This window comes from Lewinellaceae bacterium (assembly GCA_020636105.1).
In the GTDB taxonomy this organism is placed as follows: domain Bacteria; phylum Bacteroidota; class Bacteroidia; order Chitinophagales; family Saprospiraceae; genus BCD1.
In genome coordinates, this window is the sequence record JACJYL010000001.1 from 4,300,001 (window position 1) to 4,322,106 (window position 22,106).

Annotated in this window: 11 protein-coding genes (1 of these 11 cut by a window edge); 6 read left to right on the forward strand and 5 right to left on the reverse strand. The window is 44.0% G+C overall.

All coding sequences use genetic code 11. From position 1 onward, the window contains the following. The 3 genes from serC to H6571_16185 form a co-directional block, all read left to right on the forward strand. Nucleotides 1-37: the 3' end of a 3-phosphoserine/phosphohydroxythreonine transaminase gene (gene serC, locus H6571_16175; GenBank protein MCB9325276.1), read on the forward strand. The gene continues 1,019 nt to the left of window position 1, outside the view; only the last 37 of its 1,056 coding nucleotides appear in the window; its start codon lies off the left edge, out of view; its stop codon occupies nt 35-37. Between the two features lie 114 nt (nt 38-151). Further along, complete coding sequence (gene kynU, locus H6571_16180; GenBank protein ID MCB9325277.1) at nt 152-1,432, forward strand: kynureninase; 1,281 nt, start codon at nt 152-154, stop codon at nt 1,430-1,432. A gap of 147 nt (nt 1,433-1,579) precedes the next feature. Beyond that, nucleotides 1,580-2,188, forward strand: a complete 609-nt coding sequence (locus H6571_16185; protein ID MCB9325278.1) for a ribonuclease HII — start codon at nt 1,580-1,582, stop codon at nt 2,186-2,188. Between the two features lie 45 nt (nt 2,189-2,233). On the opposite strand, the gene H6571_16190 is transcribed toward H6571_16185, so the two are convergent. From H6571_16190 to H6571_16210, 5 genes are all read right to left on the reverse strand, one after another. Then, complete coding sequence (locus H6571_16190) at nt 2,234-2,686, reverse strand: RDD family protein (GenBank protein ID MCB9325279.1); 453 nt, start codon at nt 2,684-2,686, stop codon at nt 2,234-2,236. 22 nt (nt 2,687-2,708) lie between these two features. Continuing rightward, nucleotides 2,709-4,286, reverse strand: coding sequence for an N-acetylmuramoyl-L-alanine amidase (locus H6571_16195; protein ID MCB9325280.1), 1,578 nt, complete (start codon nt 4,284-4,286; stop codon nt 2,709-2,711). Nucleotides 4,287-4,587: 301 nt separating this feature from the next. Then, nucleotides 4,588-11,907, reverse strand: coding sequence for a gliding motility-associated C-terminal domain-containing protein (locus tag H6571_16200; GenBank protein ID MCB9325281.1), 7,320 nt, complete (start codon nt 11,905-11,907; stop codon nt 4,588-4,590). Between the two features lie 95 nt (nt 11,908-12,002). Continuing rightward, on the reverse strand, nt 12,003-14,729 hold the full coding sequence (locus H6571_16205; GenBank protein ID MCB9325282.1) for a hypothetical protein: 2,727 nt from the start codon (nt 14,727-14,729) through the stop codon (nt 12,003-12,005). Nucleotides 14,730-14,905: 176 nt separating this feature from the next. Continuing rightward, nucleotides 14,906-15,952, reverse strand: coding sequence for a PorP/SprF family type IX secretion system membrane protein (locus tag H6571_16210; GenBank protein MCB9325283.1), 1,047 nt, complete (start codon nt 15,950-15,952; stop codon nt 14,906-14,908). 1,219 nt (nt 15,953-17,171) lie between these two features. Between H6571_16210 and H6571_16215 the strand changes: the two genes are divergently transcribed. The 3 genes from H6571_16215 to H6571_16225 all read left to right on the forward strand — a co-directional run bounded on the left by H6571_16215 (nt 17,172) and on the right by H6571_16225 (nt 21,966). After that, nucleotides 17,172-18,182 (forward strand): DUF1565 domain-containing protein, encoded by a 1,011-nt coding sequence (locus H6571_16215; protein ID MCB9325284.1) that lies wholly within the window; start codon nt 17,172-17,174, stop codon nt 18,180-18,182. A gap of 790 nt (nt 18,183-18,972) precedes the next feature. Further along, nucleotides 18,973-20,667 carry a hypothetical protein gene (locus H6571_16220; GenBank protein MCB9325285.1) on the forward strand — a complete coding sequence of 565 codons (1,695 nt, stop codon included), beginning with the start codon at nt 18,973-18,975 and terminating at the stop codon, nt 20,665-20,667. A 393-nt stretch (nt 20,668-21,060) separates the two neighbouring features. Beyond that, the gene (locus H6571_16225; protein ID MCB9325286.1) at nt 21,061-21,966 is read left to right on the forward strand and encodes a hypothetical protein; all 906 of its coding nucleotides are present in this window, start codon (nt 21,061-21,063) and stop codon (nt 21,964-21,966) included. Nucleotides 21,967-22,106 lie beyond the last annotated feature (140 nt).

The window sequence follows — 22,106 nt, forward strand, 5'->3', positions numbered from 1 at the left end:
AGCACAGGCATTGGTGGATGTGATGAAACAATTTTGATACTGCAATAATATGATGGTATAATATTATGATAGGCAGGTAAGCAGTACTCTTTCTTATTATTAAGGTGTGGGAAGGTCTGTGAACCAGTAGCGAGCAACAAAATTTTTAACCATGTCATTTGAAACAGGACTTTCTTTTGCCAAAGCAATGGACGACCGGGATGAATTAAAATCATTCCGGGATCGTTTTCATATTCCGCAACACAGCGGGAAGGATGTTATATATATGTGTGGGAATTCACTCGGGCTGCAGCCTAAAAGTGTGAAAGCTGCCCTGGAGTACGAGTTGGAGCATTGGGCAAAAGAAGGCGTGGAAGGACATTTTCGCGGGGAACTGCCGTGGATGTATTACCATAAGTTTTTGCAAAAGCAATCGGCTCATATCGTCGGGGCGCTGGAAGATGAGGTGGTGGTGATGAATACACTGACGACCAACCTGCATTTGATGATGGTCAGTTTTTACCGTCCGACAAGTGATCGGTTTAAGATCATTATGGCGGCGGGGGAGTTTCCTTCCGATCAGTATGCCATTGAGTCGCAGGTGCGTTTTCACGGATTGGTTCCTGATAAGGCTATTGTTGAGGTTGGGCCACGGCATGGGGAAGATACGGTGCGTACAGAAGATATTGTTGCGGCCATTGAAAAGGAGGGCGATAAAACGGCTCTCGTACTTTTCGGGGGAGTCAATTATTTTACCGGACAGTTTTTTGATATTGAGGCCATCACCCGGGCGGCACACAAAGCCGGGGCTTATGCCGGATTTGATATGGCTCATGCAGCGGGCAATGTGATCCTGAAGCTACATGACTGGGGCGTGGATTTTGCCGTGTGGTGTAGTTATAAATATTTAAATTCCGGTCCGGGAGGCCCTGGCGGGGTTTTCATTCATGAACGTCATGGAAAAAATGCTGACCTTCCGCGTTTTGCAGGATGGTGGGGACATGATGAATCCCAGCGGTTTTTGATGAGGAAAGGTTTCATTCCAATGCAGGGAGCGGCAGGCTGGCAGTTGAGCAATGCACAGATATTTAGTTTTGCGGCTCACAAAGCGAGCCTGGATATTTTTGAGGAAGCGGGGATGCCGGCTTTGCGCCAAAAAGGGGAGCAACTGAGCAGTTATCTTCAATTCCTGATAAGGGATCTCAATAAACAGGGGTATGATTATCATCTGCTCACGCCGGAAGACCCGGAAGCTCGTGGCTGTCAGGCCTCTATTTTTATGCATGAGAACGGTAAAGCCCTTTTTGACTACCTTTCGGAAAATGGTGTGGTAAGCGACTGGCGGGAGGATAATCTTTCCGGTAGTGGCGGCGGGGTGATTCGTGTGGCACCGGTACCTTTATATAATAGCTTCGGGGATGTTTATCGGTTTGTGGAGTTGCTTAAAAAATAGAAGTGTTCCAGTTGAGCGCAGCGAAATCCCGTACCGTTAGGTCGGGGGGGGCCAAAAGTTCAAAGAGTTCAAATTGAGGGTAGCGGAATCCTGTACCGTTAGGTCGGGAGGGTTTGACTGAAGTAATTTCCAAGTCATAATTTTCTTATGGGGCTTAAAGCATATCTCAATGAAGGAGTGATCGAAGCCGGTTGTGATGAGGCAGGGCGGGGGTGCCTGGCCGGACCGGTATTTGCGGCGGCGGTGATCCTGCCACCGGATTTTGAGCATCCTTTGATCATGGATTCCAAGAAACTTTCTGAAAAGCGACGAGAAGAGGCCCGGGAGATTATTAAAAAGGAAGCCATCAGTTGGGCCGTTGGAATAGTGGAGCCCAAAGAAATTGATAAAATAAATATCCTCAATGCCTCCTTCCTGGCTATGCATCGGGCCGTGGAGTCTTTGAGTATAAGGCCGGAAGCCCTATTGATTGACGGCAACCGGTTTAAACCTTTCGAAAATATTCCTTTTGATTGTATTGTAAAAGGCGACGGAAAATTCCTTTCCATTGCGGCCGCTTCTATCCTCGCCAAAACCTACCGGGATGATTTTATGAAAACGGCTGCGGAAACCTATCCTCAATACGGCTGGAAAAAAAATAAAGGATACCCGACAGTCGAGCACCGAAAGGCTATTTTGCAATTCGGTGCCTGCATACACCACCGGAGATCTTTCAGGCTCCTGCCCGAGACGGTACAGGGTAAATTATTCTCATAAAAAAACGAAGGGCATCACTCCTGCCAGACAAATGGCAAAAACATCCTATACGGTTTCATTAAAAGGAAGGGTTGATTTGTCGAGATCAACAACCAAAGTGTGCGACAACCTGTCGTGCCAGCCGTTATTCCTTTCCCCCAGGAATGAAAGCGCATCAAATGGAATGATTCGTGCAAACGTACGTCCGATGAGTGCTTCAACGGCAGGGGTTTCACCTGTTTCAGTTACTACCTTGGTGCGGGTAACCATTTTGCCTATGGTACGCCCGTCATTAAGGTGTTCAAACATGATATAATAAAGAAGATAAAAACCAATGCCGGACAAATTGGCGATCAAATTAAACCCTGAGTCAGCCTGCATTCCCATAACCAGACTCAATGCCGACCCGATGAACTGGGCGATGATTCCATCGATCAGGTAATTGGCAAACCTTTTTCCTTTGCTCGCTTCGACAAGTTTAAAATTGGAATCTTCTATAAATCCTTCATCTAAAATCATGGTAAATTTCTTTTGATAATGATTAGTCCACTAAGATTCTGAACAGACCATTGTGTGCTTCCTGCTGTATTTTTAAAAGGTAAATACCTCGTGGTAAAGTGCTTACTTCTACCCTGAATTCCTGGCGCGCAGTTTCTTTCTCCACGGAAAAGGAAAGTTGTGTTGTTTTCGACAGGATATCCAGTACTTCTATATTAAGCCTTCCCGAAAGATTATTGTCGATAACTAGGGATAACGTTTCCTGTACCGGGTTAGGGAAAAAGGTAATGGTTTGTCCATTGATGAATGGATCATAAGTACTGACATTGTCCGAAACCACTACTTCATTGCTGTAAGCGGAAGTATCAGTTTCAGTAAAGGCACGCAGGCGATAGGTGTAAACCGTACTTGTTTCAACGGTATTGTCAATAAATTCGGTAACATCAGGATCAGTAGTGGCGTATAGTTCGAAATCGGGGACATCGCCTCCTTTTCTTTCCAGCAGGTAACCCAGTTCTCCGATCGTATTGTCTGTCCAGGTAAGGGTGGCTTCGGTGGCTCCGGTGAGCGTTCCTTCGAGGCTTGTGGGTCCTGCAAGGCCTGAGCAGCCGGCAACGATGCGGTCAAACATTTGCTGACGAATTTCCGGTAGCAACGGATAGAAGCTATCGCCAGGACAGGCTGTCGAACAAACCCCGTCCCGGTGTCCGGAGACCCTGTTTAAAGTTAGACCGGAAGAAGCATGGTAGGCCGTTCCTACTGGAGAGAATCCCTTGTCGCAGGCTTTCCAGGTGTAGAGTTCTACCAAAGCGTTTATAGCGTCGGATGTTGGTTGTATATCTGTAAAATTCCCCATCACACAGGTGCCTGCAGTTCCTCCATTGGTACCGCAAAAGTGTGCGCCGAGGATATCGTTGCCACGACCTTCATAAATTACCCCGTTAGGATCGATGAGCCAGTTGTAACCAATGTCGGACCAGCCGTTGCCGTTTACATGAAAATCCCAGATGGAACGCACCACTGCTGCCCAGTCGGAAGCCGAATTCGTCCCTGCGGAATGATGTACGATCAGATGGGTTACATTGGTATAAGAAGGGTCGGGGTGTGGATAACACGTGCCGCTGGGACACCATTGTTCCCGGGTTTGGGCGGTGGGCATGGGACATGGACAGGAACGATCCGTGATATCCAGTTGAGGAGGATCAGTACGGGGCACTTCACCGGTGTGTCCCGGGTTAAAAAAATGACAGTCCACGGCAGGGTAATTCACGGGAGCGGCCACCTGGAACCATCGTGCACCGGTTTCTTCAAAGCCCAGTTCGCTGATCCAGCTGTCGTCTTCAAATTTCATGTGGGATTCCGGATTTAACGGTAGCCATGCTCCCCATTCAGACCCATTCACAGAAAACCGAATGCCAAGCCCGGACAATTGCTGAACTGATTTTACATAATAAGATAAAAAAGGACCGTCCTGCTCCAGCGGAATGGTCAAAATGCCGGTTTCGAAATGGTTGCCGGCAGGACTAAATTGCAGTGATATTTCTTCCCTGACAGAGTGGATTTGTGCAAAAATGGACGTGATCAGGAAGGTAGAGATGAGAACGAGAGCGACTTTTTTCATGATTTTTTTTTGTTCAGTGTATTCAAATTGTTTCAAGGGTTCCAGTTGAGCGCAGCGAAATACCGACATTTCATGTGCGGCACAGGTTCCCGTACCGTTATGTCGGGAGGGTTCCGGGAAGGTGTTTTATAATAACAGGGAGCAAAGATAAAAATTGTTTCATTAAATAGAAAGGAGGATAATTTTGATCACCTGCTTACTCGCTACTGAGTCGGTTATTCTACTGTGGGAAAGAAAAAAAAATCCCGGATTCTGCCAACAGGCAAAATCCGGGATGGTTATATTTGATCTTAATCGAAAATTATTTCAAAAGCGTGATGCTTCCTTTTTGAATGAGTTCTTCTCCTCCAGGACAATTTACTTTCAGATAGAATCCGTAAACGTCAGGAGGAAGTTCTTCCCCTTTCCAGGTACCATCCCACGTAAAGAAAGGATCGGTGCTTCGGAGTATTTCTTCTCCCCAGCGGTTGTAGATCATGATTTCAACCTGGAGTTCATCTTTGTAAAAACATCTCAGTTCCAGCACGTCATTTACCCCGTCATTATTAGGAGTGAATGCCGTTGGCAGGAATACATAACTGTCATCACAAATCTTGTCGATCACGTAAACCGAAGTGGAAAGGTTTTCCTCACAACCCAGCAAACTGGCATATACATTGTAAAGGTTATCTCCCGGCTCGTCCGGGGTGGCGGTAATGATGGCTGCATCATCAGGATTGATGGTTCCTGATTGCCAATCCCAGGTGTATTCACAGAAGGCACATCCTGTTACGGTAATAACGGATGAATCATCCAGGAGTATAGTGTCCGGAACGGCCACAATGCTGAGCGAATCAAGCAGGTTGATCATGGTAATGGTCGTACATTCCGTTTCCACACAGCCGTATTCATTGGTGATCTCTACGCAGAATTGGTTCAAGGTTCCGGTCAATAAACCGGTAACTTCCGGCCCCGTACCGTTAATGTTTCCGGAAGGAGACCAAACGTAGTTCACAAATGCTTCGGGTCCGTTATTGACCACGGTGAGCGTTTCTGATTCCAGGGTTTCACAAATGATCAATTCCTGTGGTAATAAGGTCGCTTGAATTGGATAAGCATTAATGGTCACCTCATCTTTTTCGGAACAACCAAATTCATCGGTGGCCATGACGTAATACATTTCCGTACCAGACGGGTTGACCACAACGGATTCTCCCTGGCCGATGATCTGCGTCATTTCAATATCATTGAACCATATATAGGTTGTGCCCGGAACATCACTCGACACCGTGAGGGTCAGTGGTTCAAAGGAACATACGGTTGTATCCTGGGAGATGACCGGGTTGATCTCAGGATAAGCAATGATGGTTACCGGAACCTCAATGTAACACATGCCTACCGGATCCTGAATCGTCACCATGCAGGTGATGGTTCCATTGGTATTGACGACCGGATTCCACGGTTCCGTCAAATCCAGTTCACCATCGCAGGACCAGGTATAAAGCAGGTTCGGATCACCTTCTGGATTGATCGGAGTATCGACATTCGGACAAACGTAAATGACGGCATCAGGTATGCCGACCTCCAACAGATTCACTTGTATAATGACCTGGCTGGTATCACGACATCCGGTAATGCTATCCAATGCTATGGCAGTGTAAATGTTGGTTCCTTCCACCGGAACCACCTCAATGGGGGAACCGAAAGCAAATGGATCAACCGGAATTGGCGTCCCCTCAAACCATTCTATCGAGGTAGACTCAAGGTCAGTCATTGCTGTCAACGTAATCGTAGCGATTTCACAAAGTGTAGTATCCCCTGTGGTCACAAGATTGAGCGACGGGTTACGAATGACCAGAACGGAATCTTTTTCAAAACATCCGTTCTCATCTGTGACCATCACATAATAATATTGTGTTTCATCGGGGCTCACCGTTACCGTTGCCACGGTACTGATGGTATTTGTCATACCACTATCACTGAACCATTCAAAACTGGCATTAGCCACATCACTGCTTGCAGTCAATTCCACATTATCCAGTTCACAAAGCGCCACCTCAGGAGGCGTAATGACCGGATTGAGCTCAGGGTAGGCAATGATCATGACGCTGGCTTCCAGGTAACACATCCCTATCGGGTCTTCGATCGTTACGATGCAAGTGATGGTGTCATTGGTCGTAACGACAGGATTCCAGGCTTCCGTGAGGTCAAGGGCTTCACTGCACGACCAGGTATAAATAAGGTTTTGATTGCCTCCCGGATTGATCTGTGATGGAATATTAGGACATACATACACCACGGGATCAGGAATTCCTATTTCGAGCGGATTCACCTGTACGGTTACCTGGCTGGTATCCATACATCCAGTAAGGGTGTCGGTGGCAACCGCCGTATAAATATTGGTTCCTTCCACCGGCGTGGCCATAACCGGCGTACCGATAGCGAAAGGTGTATTACTGCCTTGTTCGTACCATTCGATCAGGCTGGCCACATCTGTGGTTGCCCAAATCGGGATGGTTGCCACCTCACAAAGGGTGGTATCTCCATCAGCAACCAGGTTGATTGACGGGTATCGAAGCACGTAAGCTGAGTCTATTTCCACGCAGCCAAATTCGTCGGTGGCTGTTACATAGTAATATTGAGAAACATCAGGATCGACCGTGATGGCATCGCCCATTCCAATGGAATCCAGTAAGGTGGCATCGCTGTACCAGACGTAATCGGCCGGAATCTCACTGGTGACGGTTAACTGTGCCATGTCCAGTTCACAGACAAACGCTGTGTCGGGAGAGGCTACAGGTAATACAAGGGGGTACGGAATGACCGTCACAGTCGTTTCCAGGTAACACATGCCCACCGGATCCTCAATGGTTACAAAGTAAGTGATCGTATCGGTAGTGGTTACCGTTGGGTTCCATGGCGGATCGACAACGATGTTCGCATTCGGAATCCATTCGTAAATGACCCCAATGTAACCGGCGGGGTTGATCTGCGTCGGCACCCCTGAACATACGTAAACAATGGAATCGGGAATACCCTGCTCCAGTACATTTACCTGAACGGTAACAGAACTGGTGTCTGTACAACCCGTAACCAGATCAGTGGCGACAGCTGTGTAAATATTGGTGCCTTCGGATGGGGTAACCAAAATTGGTGAACCTGTATTAAAAGGTGTCGCCGAACCTCCGGTGTACCAGTTGATGGTCGTAGCCTCCGAAGTTACCGCAGTGATCGGGATGGTGGAAATTTGACACATGGTAGTGTCTCCTGCCGTTTCCAGGTTGATCAATGGGAAAACGACCACCACTACATCTTCCGTTGTTTCACAGGTGATGCCACCGCTATTGTCGAAAATGGTTACCGAATAATTATAGATGCCGGGCACCGAGCTGTCAAACAAAGGATTGGCCACATTGGTGGCGCTGAGGTGGTCAGCAGGCGTCCAGTGATAACTGTAACTTTCATCTCCACCCGGGTTCAGTCCTTCCGGAACACCGGGGCAAACAAAAGTGGTGTCCTGTACCGGGTAATCAAATGGGACCACGCATACGGTGACCGTTACGGTTTCCTCGCAATCGTTTTGGTTGGTAATGAGGCAACTAAAGGTCACACAACCTTCCAAAACGTTTACCGTTACCGTTTCTTCATCTGCCGGGCCAACGATATTGCTCAAAGGCGTCCACTGATAAGTCAGTACATCATCCGGATCGAGGTTCGTAATAGTGATCGTTGTGTCAATCCCTGAACAGGCGGTTATCTGAGTGGCAATATTCGCAATATCTACTCCATTATCTGTTATAACAATGGTATCTGAATCCATACAACCGTATTGGTCGGTGGCTATGGCAATAATAGTATCCGTTGCAAAAGGATTAACCGTTACCGATGGGTTCTCGCTGATAGGCCCGTCAATGACGCTGAACCAATGAATATCAACATCCACGTCAGTTTGTGCGGACAGGGTCACGTTTTCTCCACAGGTAATAATGTCATCTCCCAGGTCGATATTGATGTCTCCGGGAACAAAAACGGTAATTTGATCGGTATAAAAACAAGTGTCTGAACCTTCTGCATAAACGTCAACGGTGTAAATCGTCGTTTCGGTGGGGAAGGCCATTGGGTTGGCTGAAGTCGGGTCATCAAGTGTTCCCGCCGGGGTCCAGCTGTAGGTCTGGTTTGGATTGCCTCCCGGGTTGAGTTGAGTGGTATCGCCATTACACATGATAATGGTGTCAGCGAGGGACAGTTCGACCAGCTGAATATCAAAGGAATGGGTTACTGAACTCATGCAGCCGTTGGAAGTAGTGATGGTTAAGGTGACGGTCACCTCACCATTATCATAAAAGACTACGACCGGATTTTGCTCCGTTGAGCCAAAAGACTCCCATTGCCAGTGCTCAATATCAAAATCACTGTATGACAGGTCGTAAAAAGCAATCACGGCACTATCCGGACTACACTCCACAATATCGTAATCAAATTCTGCTGTGACTGTCGGATCCAGGGTGGTTATCGTGTCCAGTGCAGGCACTTCGCAATCAACGTCATACACCAGGGAAAGGGAAACGAAAAAGGTTCCGGAAGCCCCGTAGTTGTGTGTTGGGCTCACTTCGTAATTCGGACCACTGCCGTCGCCAAAATCCCAGACGTAGCCAAAGGCATCAGTACTTGTGTTGGTAAATATGACGGTTGAACCATCGCATTGCACTTCACTGGAGAAACTGAGGACGATGTCTGGGTCAATAACGGCCACGATGACGGAATCAGAATAAATACATCCGAATTGATTTTGGATGGTCACGTAAAGTGTTTGTTCCCCAATTTCTTCAATGACATCAGGACTTGCGCTGTTCGCTGTGCCGGGAACAAAGGCATCGACAGGAGTCCAGGAATAAGTCAGGATATTGCCGGGATCAAGATTGGTAATCGATACATCAAGTTCGTCTCCAAGACAAACGGCAGAGGTGTCGGGAATCGCCACATCAACCGGATCGAACCGAACGACAATGTCGGTGGTTTCAATACAATTGTATGGATCTTCCGCCTGTACGGTGATGTTGTGAACGCCGGTAATGGTGAAATCGTAGTTGTTGCCGGTAGCGAGAATATTGTTCATATCATCCAGCCAGGTAATGTCGGCCGGGGCATCCGTTGTGGCCGTAAGCATGGCCTGGTCGGTACAAAGAACGCCATCTCCGCTAACCTGCAGATTGAGCGCAGGCGTGACAAATGCCACCACTTCCTCCACCACATCACAGGTATCTATTCCAATATGACTGACAAGTACCGTATAGGTAGTGGTGACGTCAGGAGAGAAAACAGGGGAGGGCGAAGTCGGATCATCAATACCGGTGGTTGGAGACCATTGATAGAGATAGTTGGGATCACCTCCCGGTAAAATCTGGGTGCTGCCACCATTACAAACGATCACAGTATCCTGAAACTGGTCTGCATTTTCGACCAGGGTTATTGCTATGTCTTGTTGGGTACTTGAACTTGAACATCCGTCAGCCGTTGTTACTGTAAGGGTAACGGTTACGGTCTGGCTGCCAAAAAAAGTATAAGTCGGTTGAGGGCCTGTCATGAGAATTCCTCCCGGAGGGGAAATTTCCCACTCCCAGGTGTCTATTGGACTGGCCGTTGTGTTGACGGATAAATCCGAAAATGAAACAACCACACTGTCTTCCGAACAGGTTTCACTTAAATATTTTATGGCAAAATCGGCAGAAAGTTCCGTTTCCTGAATAACGACTTCCATCGTGATCATATCCGTGCACAATTCAGAATCCGGTACGCTCAGGGTAACCGTATAGGAACCCACACCCGGATAAGTGTGAGTTGGGTTTATTTGGCTTGAGGTATTATCGGCACCGGAGCCGGGGTCACCGAAATTCCAGGAATAAGCTGTCGCGTTGGCACTCAGGTTGGTAAAGGTGATCGTTCTGCCATCGCATTCCAGGAAAGTGCTGAAGTTGAGGACTGGCAGATCCACAGCCGTAAGTTGTACTTCCCGGATGATCTCACAGGCATTGCTGGTAGGCGTGATGGTTACCGAGAATGTCTGGTCAGCGGTTACGTTGAGCACTCTGGGGTTGGGAGACGTGGCATCATCGAGTAATCCTGCGGGAGCCCAGATATACTGGTAGCCTGGGTATGCAGGAGAATTGGGGTTCAGGAAGGGGGAATCTCCCATACAGGCGTCTAAATTGCCCAATATGGCATCCCCTGGGTTCGTGGTATCCGTTTGGAAATTTTGGGTGAGCGATTGCACGCAACCATTCTGGGAAGTAACCGTAAAATTGATCACCCCTGTCACGCCCAATGGCACCAGGAAGGAAGGGTTTTGCTCCGTGGAAGTTACGATCTGTACAGGATTGCCATAGGTGACTTCCCAGAACCATGCTACGGGAGGTGATATGGTATCCGTGGAGAGGTCTTGTAACTCCAGGCTGGCAATATTGTCACATTCAAATACATCGATTTGGTATTCGGCATCCAAAGAATTGTACTGCAGGTAAATTTCGTGGTAGAAAGTATCCGCGCAAATACTATTGGGTTCTGCGATAAGTTGAATAATATAGGTTCCTGTATCAGGATATACCCAGTCGAAAACCAAATCCGTCGTGTCAGAGGTCATGGTACAATTCGGCCAGTCGAAGCACCATTCATAAGCCGTTGAAAAGGTACTCTGGTTTTCAATGGTTACGGTCAGATTATCACACTGCGCTTCGGGAGCAGCGAGTGCTGCTGCCTTATCCCCGCAAATAACAACATTGTACTGGAAATCCCTTCGGGTGACGGAGAGCAGCTCACCGGTGACAGCATCGTATTCTTCCACGCAAACCCCGACGACAAACTGGCCAGTGATACCCGGAGTAGCCGTCAGCAATCCGGTCTGGGAGTCAATTTTCAGCGAGTCCCCCAGGCCGAGCATATTGTCGACAGAAAAACCCGGGCCCCAAAGTACTTCATCGTAAGGAGGAGGCGTTTCCGGTGGGATAGGTTGCGGATTGGAAAGCGATCCACCTGCCTTAGGTGCACATAATTTATAAACAAGGATATCGCCGTCGGCATCAGTTGCCGAATGGTCAAATTCCAGCGGTTTATCAGCACAGATATAGATGGCAGGATAATTATTAAAAGTGGGGCTGCTGTTGCATTTGAGCATAGCCGCTTCCGTTAACTGAATATCGAAGGTAGCGCCGGTCTCCACCGGGTTAATGATGTTTTCAATGGTAATATTCCTGCAACACCTTTGGTAAGAAAGAGTGTATCCTCCCGGGATAAACGGCAATGTTACCACCTTGCGATAGGTTGTCGTATGCACACAAACCCCCGCTACGATCACGAGGCAGGGATCTGTAATGATGGTCGTGAGGGTATCGTCATCCATCAATGCAATGGGAATGCTTTGCACCATAACATTGAATTGATTGTAAATACCGACATAGGCCGGGTTGTCAAAGGGGGCTTGCTGATCCCCGTTATAACAATCCCGGAAAACGCTTACTTCGATCTCGTATTGATCTCCACCAAGACAGTTGTATCCTATTCTCCCCCCGACAATGTGGGTGGCCTTCAGGTTTGTTGCTGGTATGATGAAAACAGCGAACAATAATAGCTGTAGAGTATACCTTGACATGTTTTTATTTTTGAATTTTTTCACCTTGTTCTAATTTTAAGTTTTGTTTCTGGGGCAGCATTTTGCACCAAAAACAATCAATAAACCTGATTCCATTACCTGTTTTCAACTTCAACGATCTCCACACGTCTTTCGATAGAAGCCACGACACTGTAAACGGATTCTTTCTTTTCATTTGCCTTGTCACTGATTATCTTTTTGTTGGCTGTTCTTTCGCCAAAAGCACTTTCACGGATGATCAGGCGGCCATTATTCAGATATTCGATCAGTTTCCCGTTATCGTACCCTTCGAAATAGTTTCGCACACAGTCGATCCTTCTTTTGCTGAGGATGTCGTTGTATTGCTCGCTGGCCAGCGGGCTGGCGTATCCTTTTAGGTTGATGGTATATGACCCGCCATTTTCCAATAATACCGTTAATTCCCGGGTAAAATCTTCCAGGTCGTAACGGGCATTCTTGACTTCCACGTCAAAGAATTGACGATATTGCCGGCCGATGACGAATCTTTCGTTCTGAGAAAGTCCTTCGGTGAATTTGGTGACAAATTCATCTTTTTTGGCATAATAAGCATCGTTGGTCTCAAGGTAGTCGCGGTTTGTTTTAGTCCTTCCTGACCTTGGGTCCGGGTAGTCGTTATCGAAGTACAGGGTAAGCGGAAGGAAATCTTCCAGAGAGTTTCTTTTCAGGTATAGTTCAATGGTGATCTTACCTTTAGCTTTTTTGACAATCTCCGGGTCAAATTCAATGGCCTGGGTGATGGACTCGTAACCAAGACGCTCCACATTGATCTGGTATTTCTTACTGAGATCCAGCGGCATCAGGAAGTCATTGCCATTAGGATTGGTCTTTTTGGTGACCCGTTTCATGCTGCCATTTGGACTGATTTCCAGCAATTCGATGGTGACACCATTGAGTTTTTCCTTGGTTCGGTCATCAAAAGTCAGAATCTCGAGCACCTGGCCGAGGAAGAGTTTTTTGTCAATTTTTGAAGCCGAAGCCAATTCAGGATCGCTTAAGTCCAGGGGTTCCACGATAGTAGGGAACCCGTCTTTAATACCTTTGATGACATATTTTTTGCCTCTTTTTAAAGCAAAATTAAAATCGTTGCCATCGGCATTGGTTTTGGTGTCCACCAGCACTTCTTCTCCCGCAGCATTGACTTCATAAAGCTCAATTCTAACCCCGTTGAGGGCAGTTGAGTCAATATTTTCAAAAGTCAGTACATTGAGCTCAATGCCCGGAGACATGTTCAGACGTTTTTCGATTTTTGTTTCATTTTGCAATGCAGGGTCAGTCAGGTCAATGGTTTCCATTGCCGTTGAAAATCCTTTTTTTGTGGATTTTACCTTGTATTTCAATCCGGGAAGCAAGGAAAAATTAAAATCGTTACCCCCCGTATTGGTAAGGGAGTCGATCAGGATTTCCTCTCCGGTTGAGGTTATTTCATAGAGTTCTACCCGGGTGCCTGTAAGTTCAGAGCCATCCAGTTCATTAAAGGTAAGCGCGAGCAGATCTATGGTCAGCTTTTGTTTGAAAGTATAAATGTCGTAACAGCAGGCTTCTTTGTTTTCGTCCCAAAAAATAGCTGCAGTATCCGGTCTGTTTGATGCCAGGTAGGCATTGCCTTCTTCATCGTTAATGACGTAATAAAGGTCGTCAAACCCTCCATTTGTAGGGGAGCCCAGATGATCGGGATCTCTCCATTCCCCGGCAGTCTTTTGAGCCCGGTAAATGTCGAGCCCTCCGAGACTTTGGTAACCTTTTGAACTGAAATACAAGGTTTGGGTGGCCGTGTGGAAAAAAGGAGTCACCTCATCTTCCTCTGTGTTGATATCCTGCAAATTCCGGGGTGCCCCAAGGTTGCCGTCTTCCATGATTCTGCTGCTCCAGATATCCAGTTTCCCTTTTCCTCCGGGTCTGTCTGTCACAAAATACAGCGTTTCGTTTTCACCGTTGCGGTCATAACCTATACTGGGTTGTGTGGTGGTAAAACCAGGAGCGTTGATCGGTAATTTCACCGCCGGACTCCAGTTGCCCGAGGCACTGATCGCACTGGTATAAATATCGCAATGGATTTCCGAGGTGTTAAAATAATCGCAAATGGTATAATACACCCGGTTTTGATCGTCCGTAAAGGCCGTATTGGCCACTATCTTATTTTTAAGATTTATACTTTCAGGCAAAGGAACACCTTCCATTTTGTTGACGGATTGGAGTATTTTGCCGTATGACCTGGGAGGGTTGATCGTATCTTTATAGTTAACAAACTTTAAGGAAGAATAGTACATGGTGTCTCCTTTAAAGGCCACCCCAAAGTCGGAATACTCTGAATTGATCAGGCCCTGCATATTGCGCACTTCAATATTGGCTGGATTTCCCACGATACTTTTGGCCCAGTTGCTGTCTTCCATGCTTTTTAATGCATCGTCCAGGTATTTTTGTTCAGAACTGGGTTGTTCCTGTAAGAATTTCTGGAACATCGCAATGGCTTCGTCATAACTTCCAAGTCTTTGTTTGACTTTCCCCAGCCAATAGGCCGTTAGCGGATACCCGATACTTATTTCACAACCCAATACTTTGGTATAGGCCATTTCAGCCTTGGTATATATATTGAATTGCCGGGCAGATTCTGCGTATTTGTACCAGATGTCGTATTGTTCGGCATCATATTCCAAAGCGATGCCGAAATATTTATAAGCAGAATAAAAATCCTGGCGATCATAGGCTTCATCCCCGGCTTCAACCCATGCATCAAGGGTTTGAGCCTGTGCCAGGGGAAGGATAGAAGCGATAAAAATTATAAAAAGTAGTATTTTCTTCATTGTATAAATCTTGGAAAATGATAAATTTAAAATGATAAATTTCAAAGTGTTGGTTTTTAAGATTTTGAAAAAGCAACAAGGTGAATTTATTTTATATCATCTCTTATCAGTGTTTTTTTATATCAGTCTGATGGATCGTTTCTCTCCGGACTGTTCCGGAAAGTGAGGAGATTGCATCAGATCAGCGGGCAAATTTTAAATATTGGCAATGGGCGTACCTTGCGGAAAATATAACTCACTGAAATCTCCGGCCCTCCGCGCTTGGAAGTAGCCACGTTGAAATCAGAAATATTAATATCATAGGTAAACCCGGCCTGCCAGCCGTTGTAGAAAAATTCAATGCCGGGAACCATGGCGTCGCCGAATTCATTGGCATACCGGTAACCGAAATCGACCTGAAGGGCGAATTGTTTGCCCAGATTCCTGTTCAGGTGAATTTTTAATCCGGCCAGTCCTACTAATTCCCGGTAGCTGCTCTGGAACTGAGCCGTGCCGTTGAGGATGAAATCGAAATTTTTGCCGAGCATTAAAGTCCCCATCAGGTATGGGCTTAAGCGCATGGGCAATGGAGATTTGGCCGTGCCGATAAAGCTCTGATCCGGGCGAAGGAGGTGGAACACACCCACCCCGAAGTCGAGTTTGGAACGTTTGTCCAGCCTGTTGACCAGGGCCGTGGATTCAATATCCTGAAGTCTGAAGTTGATGCCCGTAGCCAGGTCGGGAAAGAAAAGACTTCCATTGCCGAAGTCTTCCCCGTTATCCGCATAGGGATCATACTGCCCGGCAATCGGGTTGTACTGATGATCAAAACTCAGGTCCGTGTCATCAAAGGATCGCTGTCCGACTCTTCCCGTGGCGCCAAGCGTCATCAGGAAATGCTCGCTGAAGGTGGCCGTATAGGAGCCACTCAGGTTGACATCGATGAGCCTCATACGGGACAAACCTGCCTGGTCGTAGTTGAGTTCCAGCCCACCGGAGAAAAATCCTTTTCGGAAGGTTTTTTTGATAAATTTGGCGTCAACCGCTACCGTGAAGGTCTGGTAATTGACGGGGACACTGGCCCATTGGCTTCTGTAATTACCCATGTACCGTATATCCCCGTTATAAATACCGGTCAAACCGGGATTCAGGTGCAGGGGCGCGTTGAAGAACTGGGAGTAATGAAAATCCTGAGCGTAAATACTTTTTCCGGAGAAAAAGAGCATAGAGCATAAAAGAAGCACCTTCCCTATTTTTAAAAAATGGTGTCGGTGCAAATTACATTTGGGTCGAAGCCAAGCTTTCATAATTTAATCAATTAATGGTAAAATAGCTCGACAGAGACCGTTTGTTTTTCCTACAAATTGCATACATCTCCCCAATCTGGTTAAGAACCGGGGGGCTGGGGGAATTCGCTGATTTGCCAAACCTTTCAGCAAAAAATCAATTCCTCCTTTTTGCACTTCTTTTGTTAAAACAACCCCTCCCGGTAAATGAGCTGGGTGGGTTTCTGTTTTTACTATTTTTGTTTGCGAATTATTATTTTTACCGTTTCCTGTTTTCCTCTATACCCTTTTTAATATGGGAGCGGGTCGAAGCCAGTCATCCACCAAATTGAATTGGGCGAAAAATAAAACAATATAAAAAATTGTCTAAACTTCTACTATAGTAGTATATGGGAATAACAGGTATTTTGTTTCAAAAGAAACTAAGTGTTTTTAATGCTTTTTTATTTTATACTCAAGAATCACTGCACAAAAACATCCTTATAGCCAAACAAAGCGGATTAAAGCAAAAAATAAAACTTGGAGATAATGATCGTACCCACGCCATGTAAAGGGGATACAAGCGTATGGTGGGGGAAAGTTACTGCAAATCGGTAAAAAAAACAATCTTTCCGGTAAAAAGCCTCTTAATTTTAAATTGTACCGTTTCATAACCTAAAGATACCACATAAAAAAACACTCTTGGAGGGAACCTGTAAAAGGCCTATTCTTGCAGGGTGTTGTAAGGACAGTAAAAAAAAATAAAAAAAAAGATAAAAATTTGTAACCTTTTGTAACGATCCTCGTTTAATGCCTTATATCCCCGATTTATACTTCGGTTGAAAAGCATTAATCCCTAATTCCGATGCTTTCAAAAAGCAGTATAAATCCTTCCGTTCCGGACTAAAATCAGGAATGGCTGGTATTTTTTTGCATGAAATATTTGCATTAAAATAAAAATTAGTATAAATTGCCGGAGATTTGGCAAAATATGTAATATCCCTATACAATTTTAAGTAGATTTGACACCTACTGAATAGTACCTATCAAATTTTTGTTCCTTTTGATTTAGACACACTTGTTGGAGTGCAAAATGGTTTGCGGTATACTCTGCAAAATTATATTGCAAACAAAAATTCTTTGTGCTGTACAACAAGTTGGCGATTTAAATTTTTCCAACTTCAAAAGGTTTAACGACGTGAAAAGATTATTACTAACATTAACGGTTTTACTTTCGGTGCTGTCCTTCGGGTTACAGGCTAAAGTAATTTTCGTGCAGGCTGGCAGCGAAGGCCAGGGCTCTTCCTGGGAAGATGCACTGGGTAACCTTCAGGATGCTCTCCTGCTCGCACAGGCCGGCGACCAGGTTTGGGTAGCTTCCGGTGTTTACACACCTACCATGGAAGCTGATCGCACGGTCGCCTTTATCGTTCCTGACGGCATCGAACTCTACGGTGGCTTCGCAGGCAACGAAGGGGTCATTGAAGAACGCAATTTCATTGAAAATCCTACTATCCTCAGCGGTGAGATCGGTGATGCGACGACCAACGAAGACAATTCTTATACAGTTGTCCTCACGATTGGTGTTTCTGCAGCCACCCTCATCGACGGTTTTACCATCAGCGATGGAACAGCCAACGGGTTCAGTGAAGGAGGTGACCTCACTTCCAGTGGTGCCGGCTGGTTCAATGATGCTACGGCACAGCCTTCTTCCCCGGTGATCAAAAACTGCATCTTTACCAACAATTTTGCCCGCGAAGGCGCTGCCATTTACAATTATGCCCAGGGAGGTGAAAGTCGTGCAATGATCGCATCCTGCACTTTCACCACCAACCACGCCGACTTTGACGGAGGCGCCATTTACAATAATGGAAATTATGGAGTGTGCAGCCCGCGTATTACCAACTGCGTTTTCCTCGAAAACGATTCTTATTACGGTGCAGGCATTCTTTGTAAAGCCACCCGTGGCGAATCAAAACCAGTCATCGAAGATTGTGTTTTTGCCGCCAATGTTTCAGTGGTGAGAGGAAGCGCCATCTACTGCTACAGAGAGCCTAAAAGCATTTGTGAAGCCATCTTAAAATCATGCCGCTTCGAAGAAAATGCTTCAACGGTTGACGAAACATTGGGTGGAAACGCCAAAGAAGAAGTTTCCGATGCTTCAGCATCTCCGGCCATCATCATCCGACCCACTTCTTACGAAGATTAATTTAAATATCCCGAGTCTTAAACCTAAATTGAAAAAAGCCGGATGCTGCTGCAGCATCCGGCTTTTTTTTATTGATTTAAATACAAAGTAAGTATCGTGTAACAAAAATAATCGCTTTAAATAAAATTTCGATTGCCCAGTGCTTATTGAAATTAAATAATGAACCGCTGAATTAAAATTAGGTGCAGCGCACCGCAACCTAAACCTTCGAACATCGAAAGAATGTTGCGGTGCGCTGCACCTTAGATAGATTTTTTAATCTTTTTACAACAAATTTTTCGGTCTTGCCTGGCTGCCAGACAGGCGCGCTGCACCTATTATAATTTTCTGCGGCGTCAGGCAGGCTAAAGTCGAGCTGAGATCACTGGAGAAATAAATCCTACAGTTTGGTAGGGGAATGCAAATAGTGGTGATTATTCTAATATAGATAAACTAAGGAATTATCAATATACCCAAACGATAGCCCATGAAATCGCTCATTTATATTATAAAATTCAGAACAAGGAATCTGCACTAAGATGGAAACTACTTAGAGCAGCATATAAAGATACTAGAGAATTTAATGGATGCATTCCTGGAGGAAATAATTTAACAGATTATTGCAGCCATGGCCCTGGGCATGAACATGGTAATCAGGATGGTTTGGACGCTTGCGCTGAAGAAAGTAATTATGATGAACCTGTAATTTGGGTAGAATAAATTTTAATTGTTAGAATGGCTAACCCACTTTCTCCATTGAGTACTATAATGCCGAAATTGGTTAGGACTTTTACCTTCACAAAAACGAAGAATGAAAAATAAAAGAAAATTGAAATGGAACTTTCACTCGATCAAATTTATCATCACCATCGTTATGATAGCTATTTATTCAGGCACTTCTTTTGGACAAAGAGAAATTAATTTTGATTTAAATTCTCATATTAAAAAAAGTGTAATTAAAAATATTGCGCTTGGTCAAATCCTTGAAGCGAAAAGATCTTTCACCTCAGAAGCAAATCAGATTGATGGATATGTTATTTCTTCATTTGTTGACTGGAAGTATATTCAATTTCCTGGTTTCGGGTATTTACCAGATGAACTAGAATGTTTAATAAAGCCAGTAGAAATTCCTTATCCGGATACCTCCTGGAATTTATATCAGATTTCTTTTGTCGATAACCTTAAAAACGACAGCCTAGTAAGTTGGAGTAATTATAGTCAAAGGATTCCGGCTTTAGGAAAAAATATGTTGGTAGGAGTAAATAAGAGTATGGAGATAAAGTTTATTTCGGGAATTTTCCCTTTTAAAAATCGAATTGCCAAAGATTTTGATTTAAATAAAAATAATCCCACGTCTTTTCTTCCATTCCTACAGTTGAAACTATACTCAAATCAGTATAACCGTATTGAATTTACCAGACAGGAGAATGATACTTTGGTTTTTTCAGTTGGGTATAATGAAAAAGAAGAGTTTAAATATGTATTCGAAATTTATATTGATCCACAAAATCCTGATGGTTTTGGCGGGAAGCATATAAGAGGAATTACTTATGAAAGACTTACTAGACCAAAGCCAAAGGTCAAGTTTAAAGATTTTGAAGATAAAGAAAGGTATCTTCTAAATGCCTTAATGAAAAACGCTTACATGCATAGAGTGTTAAATCTACCCAATTTGGAAAATAGATTAAACTTAGATTCTTCAGTTTGGGTAGTTAAGGAAGGGGTTTCGGATTTTGATAAACTGCTACCAGATTTTGATGAATATTGGAATAGGATTGAACCAGTTACCTTTAATCTGAAATTTGCCAATGGAAATTGCTCCGAGGCTTGGGCAGGCTTTAGAAACGGTCTAATAACTGAAGGGAATCACACTATAGTTGGAAACACCATGTATGATGGTGTTGAGTTTTACAGGTTTTATAAAGATACATTAGAAACTTTATCAAGTTGTCAGAATAATGACGAATACTCTAAGTTAGGTTGTTGTTGTAGGATTCATTACTATTACTACCCGGAAGAAAAGAAAAAACATGATGAATGGATAGACCAAAAAGGGTATCCACCACCGCCACCGCCGCCTATGCCAGAAATTCTTAGATTTGGAGGTGATCCTAAATGTCTCCCTTATAATCTTCCTTTTTCTGAAAAGTGGAAACAACGGATGGATTATTATTTGTTGGCCCTGGATACAGAAACAAGGGAAGTGTATTTTATCAGCGGCAAAAATATCTACTTGACAAAGGCTGCTCACCTTTATCCTCCGGTAAACAAGGAATTGCCCGCCAGTATAAAAGACTGGGCTAAACCCTATAAACTTGAGTATATAAAGGACCGACTTTATGCTTATCAGGTGCCGATAGTGACTGAGGAAAATATTGTGACTCAAGACGAAGAAAAAATGGTCTTGGAGGTAACAGGAATGGAATATGGAAAAGAGATAAAACTAAGAGTAACTTTTAATAACGCGGCCCCTGAAGAACTGGAAATCGAAAACATTACAAAATAATATTAAGCTTGATCATCGGATGTATTTATCAATTGGATACTTTTTTAATTAACCAATCGAAAACATTGATATTAAAACCTTTTGATATGAAAACTGTAAAAATATTCCTCGCCATCCTACTATCTTGTATAATAACGCCCCTCTCCGCCACCATCCAAATCACCACCACCCCAATTTCGGAATTTTCTTTATCCAACATGGGCCTTATGTCTGGTAATGCAAGTAGTATGGGGGCCTCATTTATGTTAATTCCTCGACATGTTAATTTAATTCGATCAAGAGTGAATAGTCCAGGGCATTAATAACTTTATTCGGTTCACGGCATTACGGTAGAGAGCTTACGGCTTTATGTGCAAAAAAAATAGAATAAAGTTTAATGAAAAAAAGAATAAAATGAAAAAATTAGTAAATGTAATAATTCTGCTCGTTGTCTTTGCGCAAGCATCAAAATGTCAAAAATTAAGCAATTATCTTGAATTAACTTTCTCTGTTGATACAACCACTGTTGGTTTTTTAGATCCGATAGGATACAATTTTACGGTTAAAAACAAATCAAAAAAGGAGCTTAATATAGTTAAGCCTACGCCTTCTTTTTATAATCCAATCATAGAATTTAGGGAAATAAATGAGGAGAAATGGGAAAAAATATATAACAGAAGCTCTGATGCAAGTGGAATGATTACTATACCTCAGGTTGTATTGGCAGCAAAAGGTGAAACTGAAATAAGTTGGAGGTTCATTGGGTTTATTGAAGAAAAAGAGACTTTAGGAAAAAATAAAGGGTATTGTTTTGAAGAAGGGAAGACTTACGTTTTAAGAGGGATTTATTGCCCAGGTTTAACACTAAAAGAAGGGAAAGTTTACTCTAATGAAGTTATAATAAAAATTAGGGAATATACAGACACAGATAAAATGGCAGTTGATTGGTTAAAGGAACTACCAATTCCGCATTTTTTATTTAAATCAGGTTGGGTAAATGAAGAAAGAAGAAAGGAAGCAGAGCATATAATTGAAAATTTTCCAGATTCAAAATTCAAAGAATGGGCAGAATTGCTGTTGGCAATCCAAAGTTATTTTGATGAGATTCAAAGGAACCTTAATGTTCCAGAACTAAATGAAAACGATCTTCAAAAATACTTTGAAAAAATTATTTCAGAAAAGAAAGAAATCATTAAACAGTTTGAAGGTTTGTTTGATCAGTCAAATCAGATTCAAATTCAAAAATCATGTGAATATTATGTTACGATGTTAAAAAAAGATATTGAAATGATAGAAATCTATCTTTCTGCAGAGGAATAATTTGATATAATTATTGGGTGATTGATTTTGCCTGAAAATGAAAACAATAAAAAATACCAAAATGAAATCTAAACGACACAAACTGGATTTATCAATACAAAGTAATAAGTGTTTTTTTATCACTATTATAATGATGTTGT

What these genes read in the sequence shown, in the direction of transcription:
- H6571_16200 (MCB9325281.1), bottom strand. Translation starts at nt 11,907, where the DNA reads ATGTCAAGGTATACTCTACAGCTATTATTGTTCGCTGTTTTCATCATA.
- H6571_16205 (MCB9325282.1), bottom strand. Translation starts at nt 14,729, where the DNA reads ATGAAGAAAATACTACTTTTTATAATTTTTATCGCTTCTATCCTTCCC.
- H6571_16185 (MCB9325278.1), top strand. Translation starts at nt 1,580, where the DNA reads ATGGGGCTTAAAGCATATCTCAATGAAGGAGTGATCGAAGCCGGTTGT.
- H6571_16190 (MCB9325279.1), bottom strand. Translation starts at nt 2,686, where the DNA reads ATGATTTTAGATGAAGGATTTATAGAAGATTCCAATTTTAAACTTGTC.
- H6571_16195 (MCB9325280.1), bottom strand. Translation starts at nt 4,286, where the DNA reads ATGAAAAAAGTCGCTCTCGTTCTCATCTCTACCTTCCTGATCACGTCC.
- H6571_16220 (MCB9325285.1), top strand. Translation starts at nt 18,973, where the DNA reads ATGAAAAATAAAAGAAAATTGAAATGGAACTTTCACTCGATCAAATTT.
- kynU (MCB9325277.1), top strand. Translation starts at nt 152, where the DNA reads ATGTCATTTGAAACAGGACTTTCTTTTGCCAAAGCAATGGACGACCGG.
- H6571_16225 (MCB9325286.1), top strand. Translation starts at nt 21,061, where the DNA reads ATGAAAAAATTAGTAAATGTAATAATTCTGCTCGTTGTCTTTGCGCAA.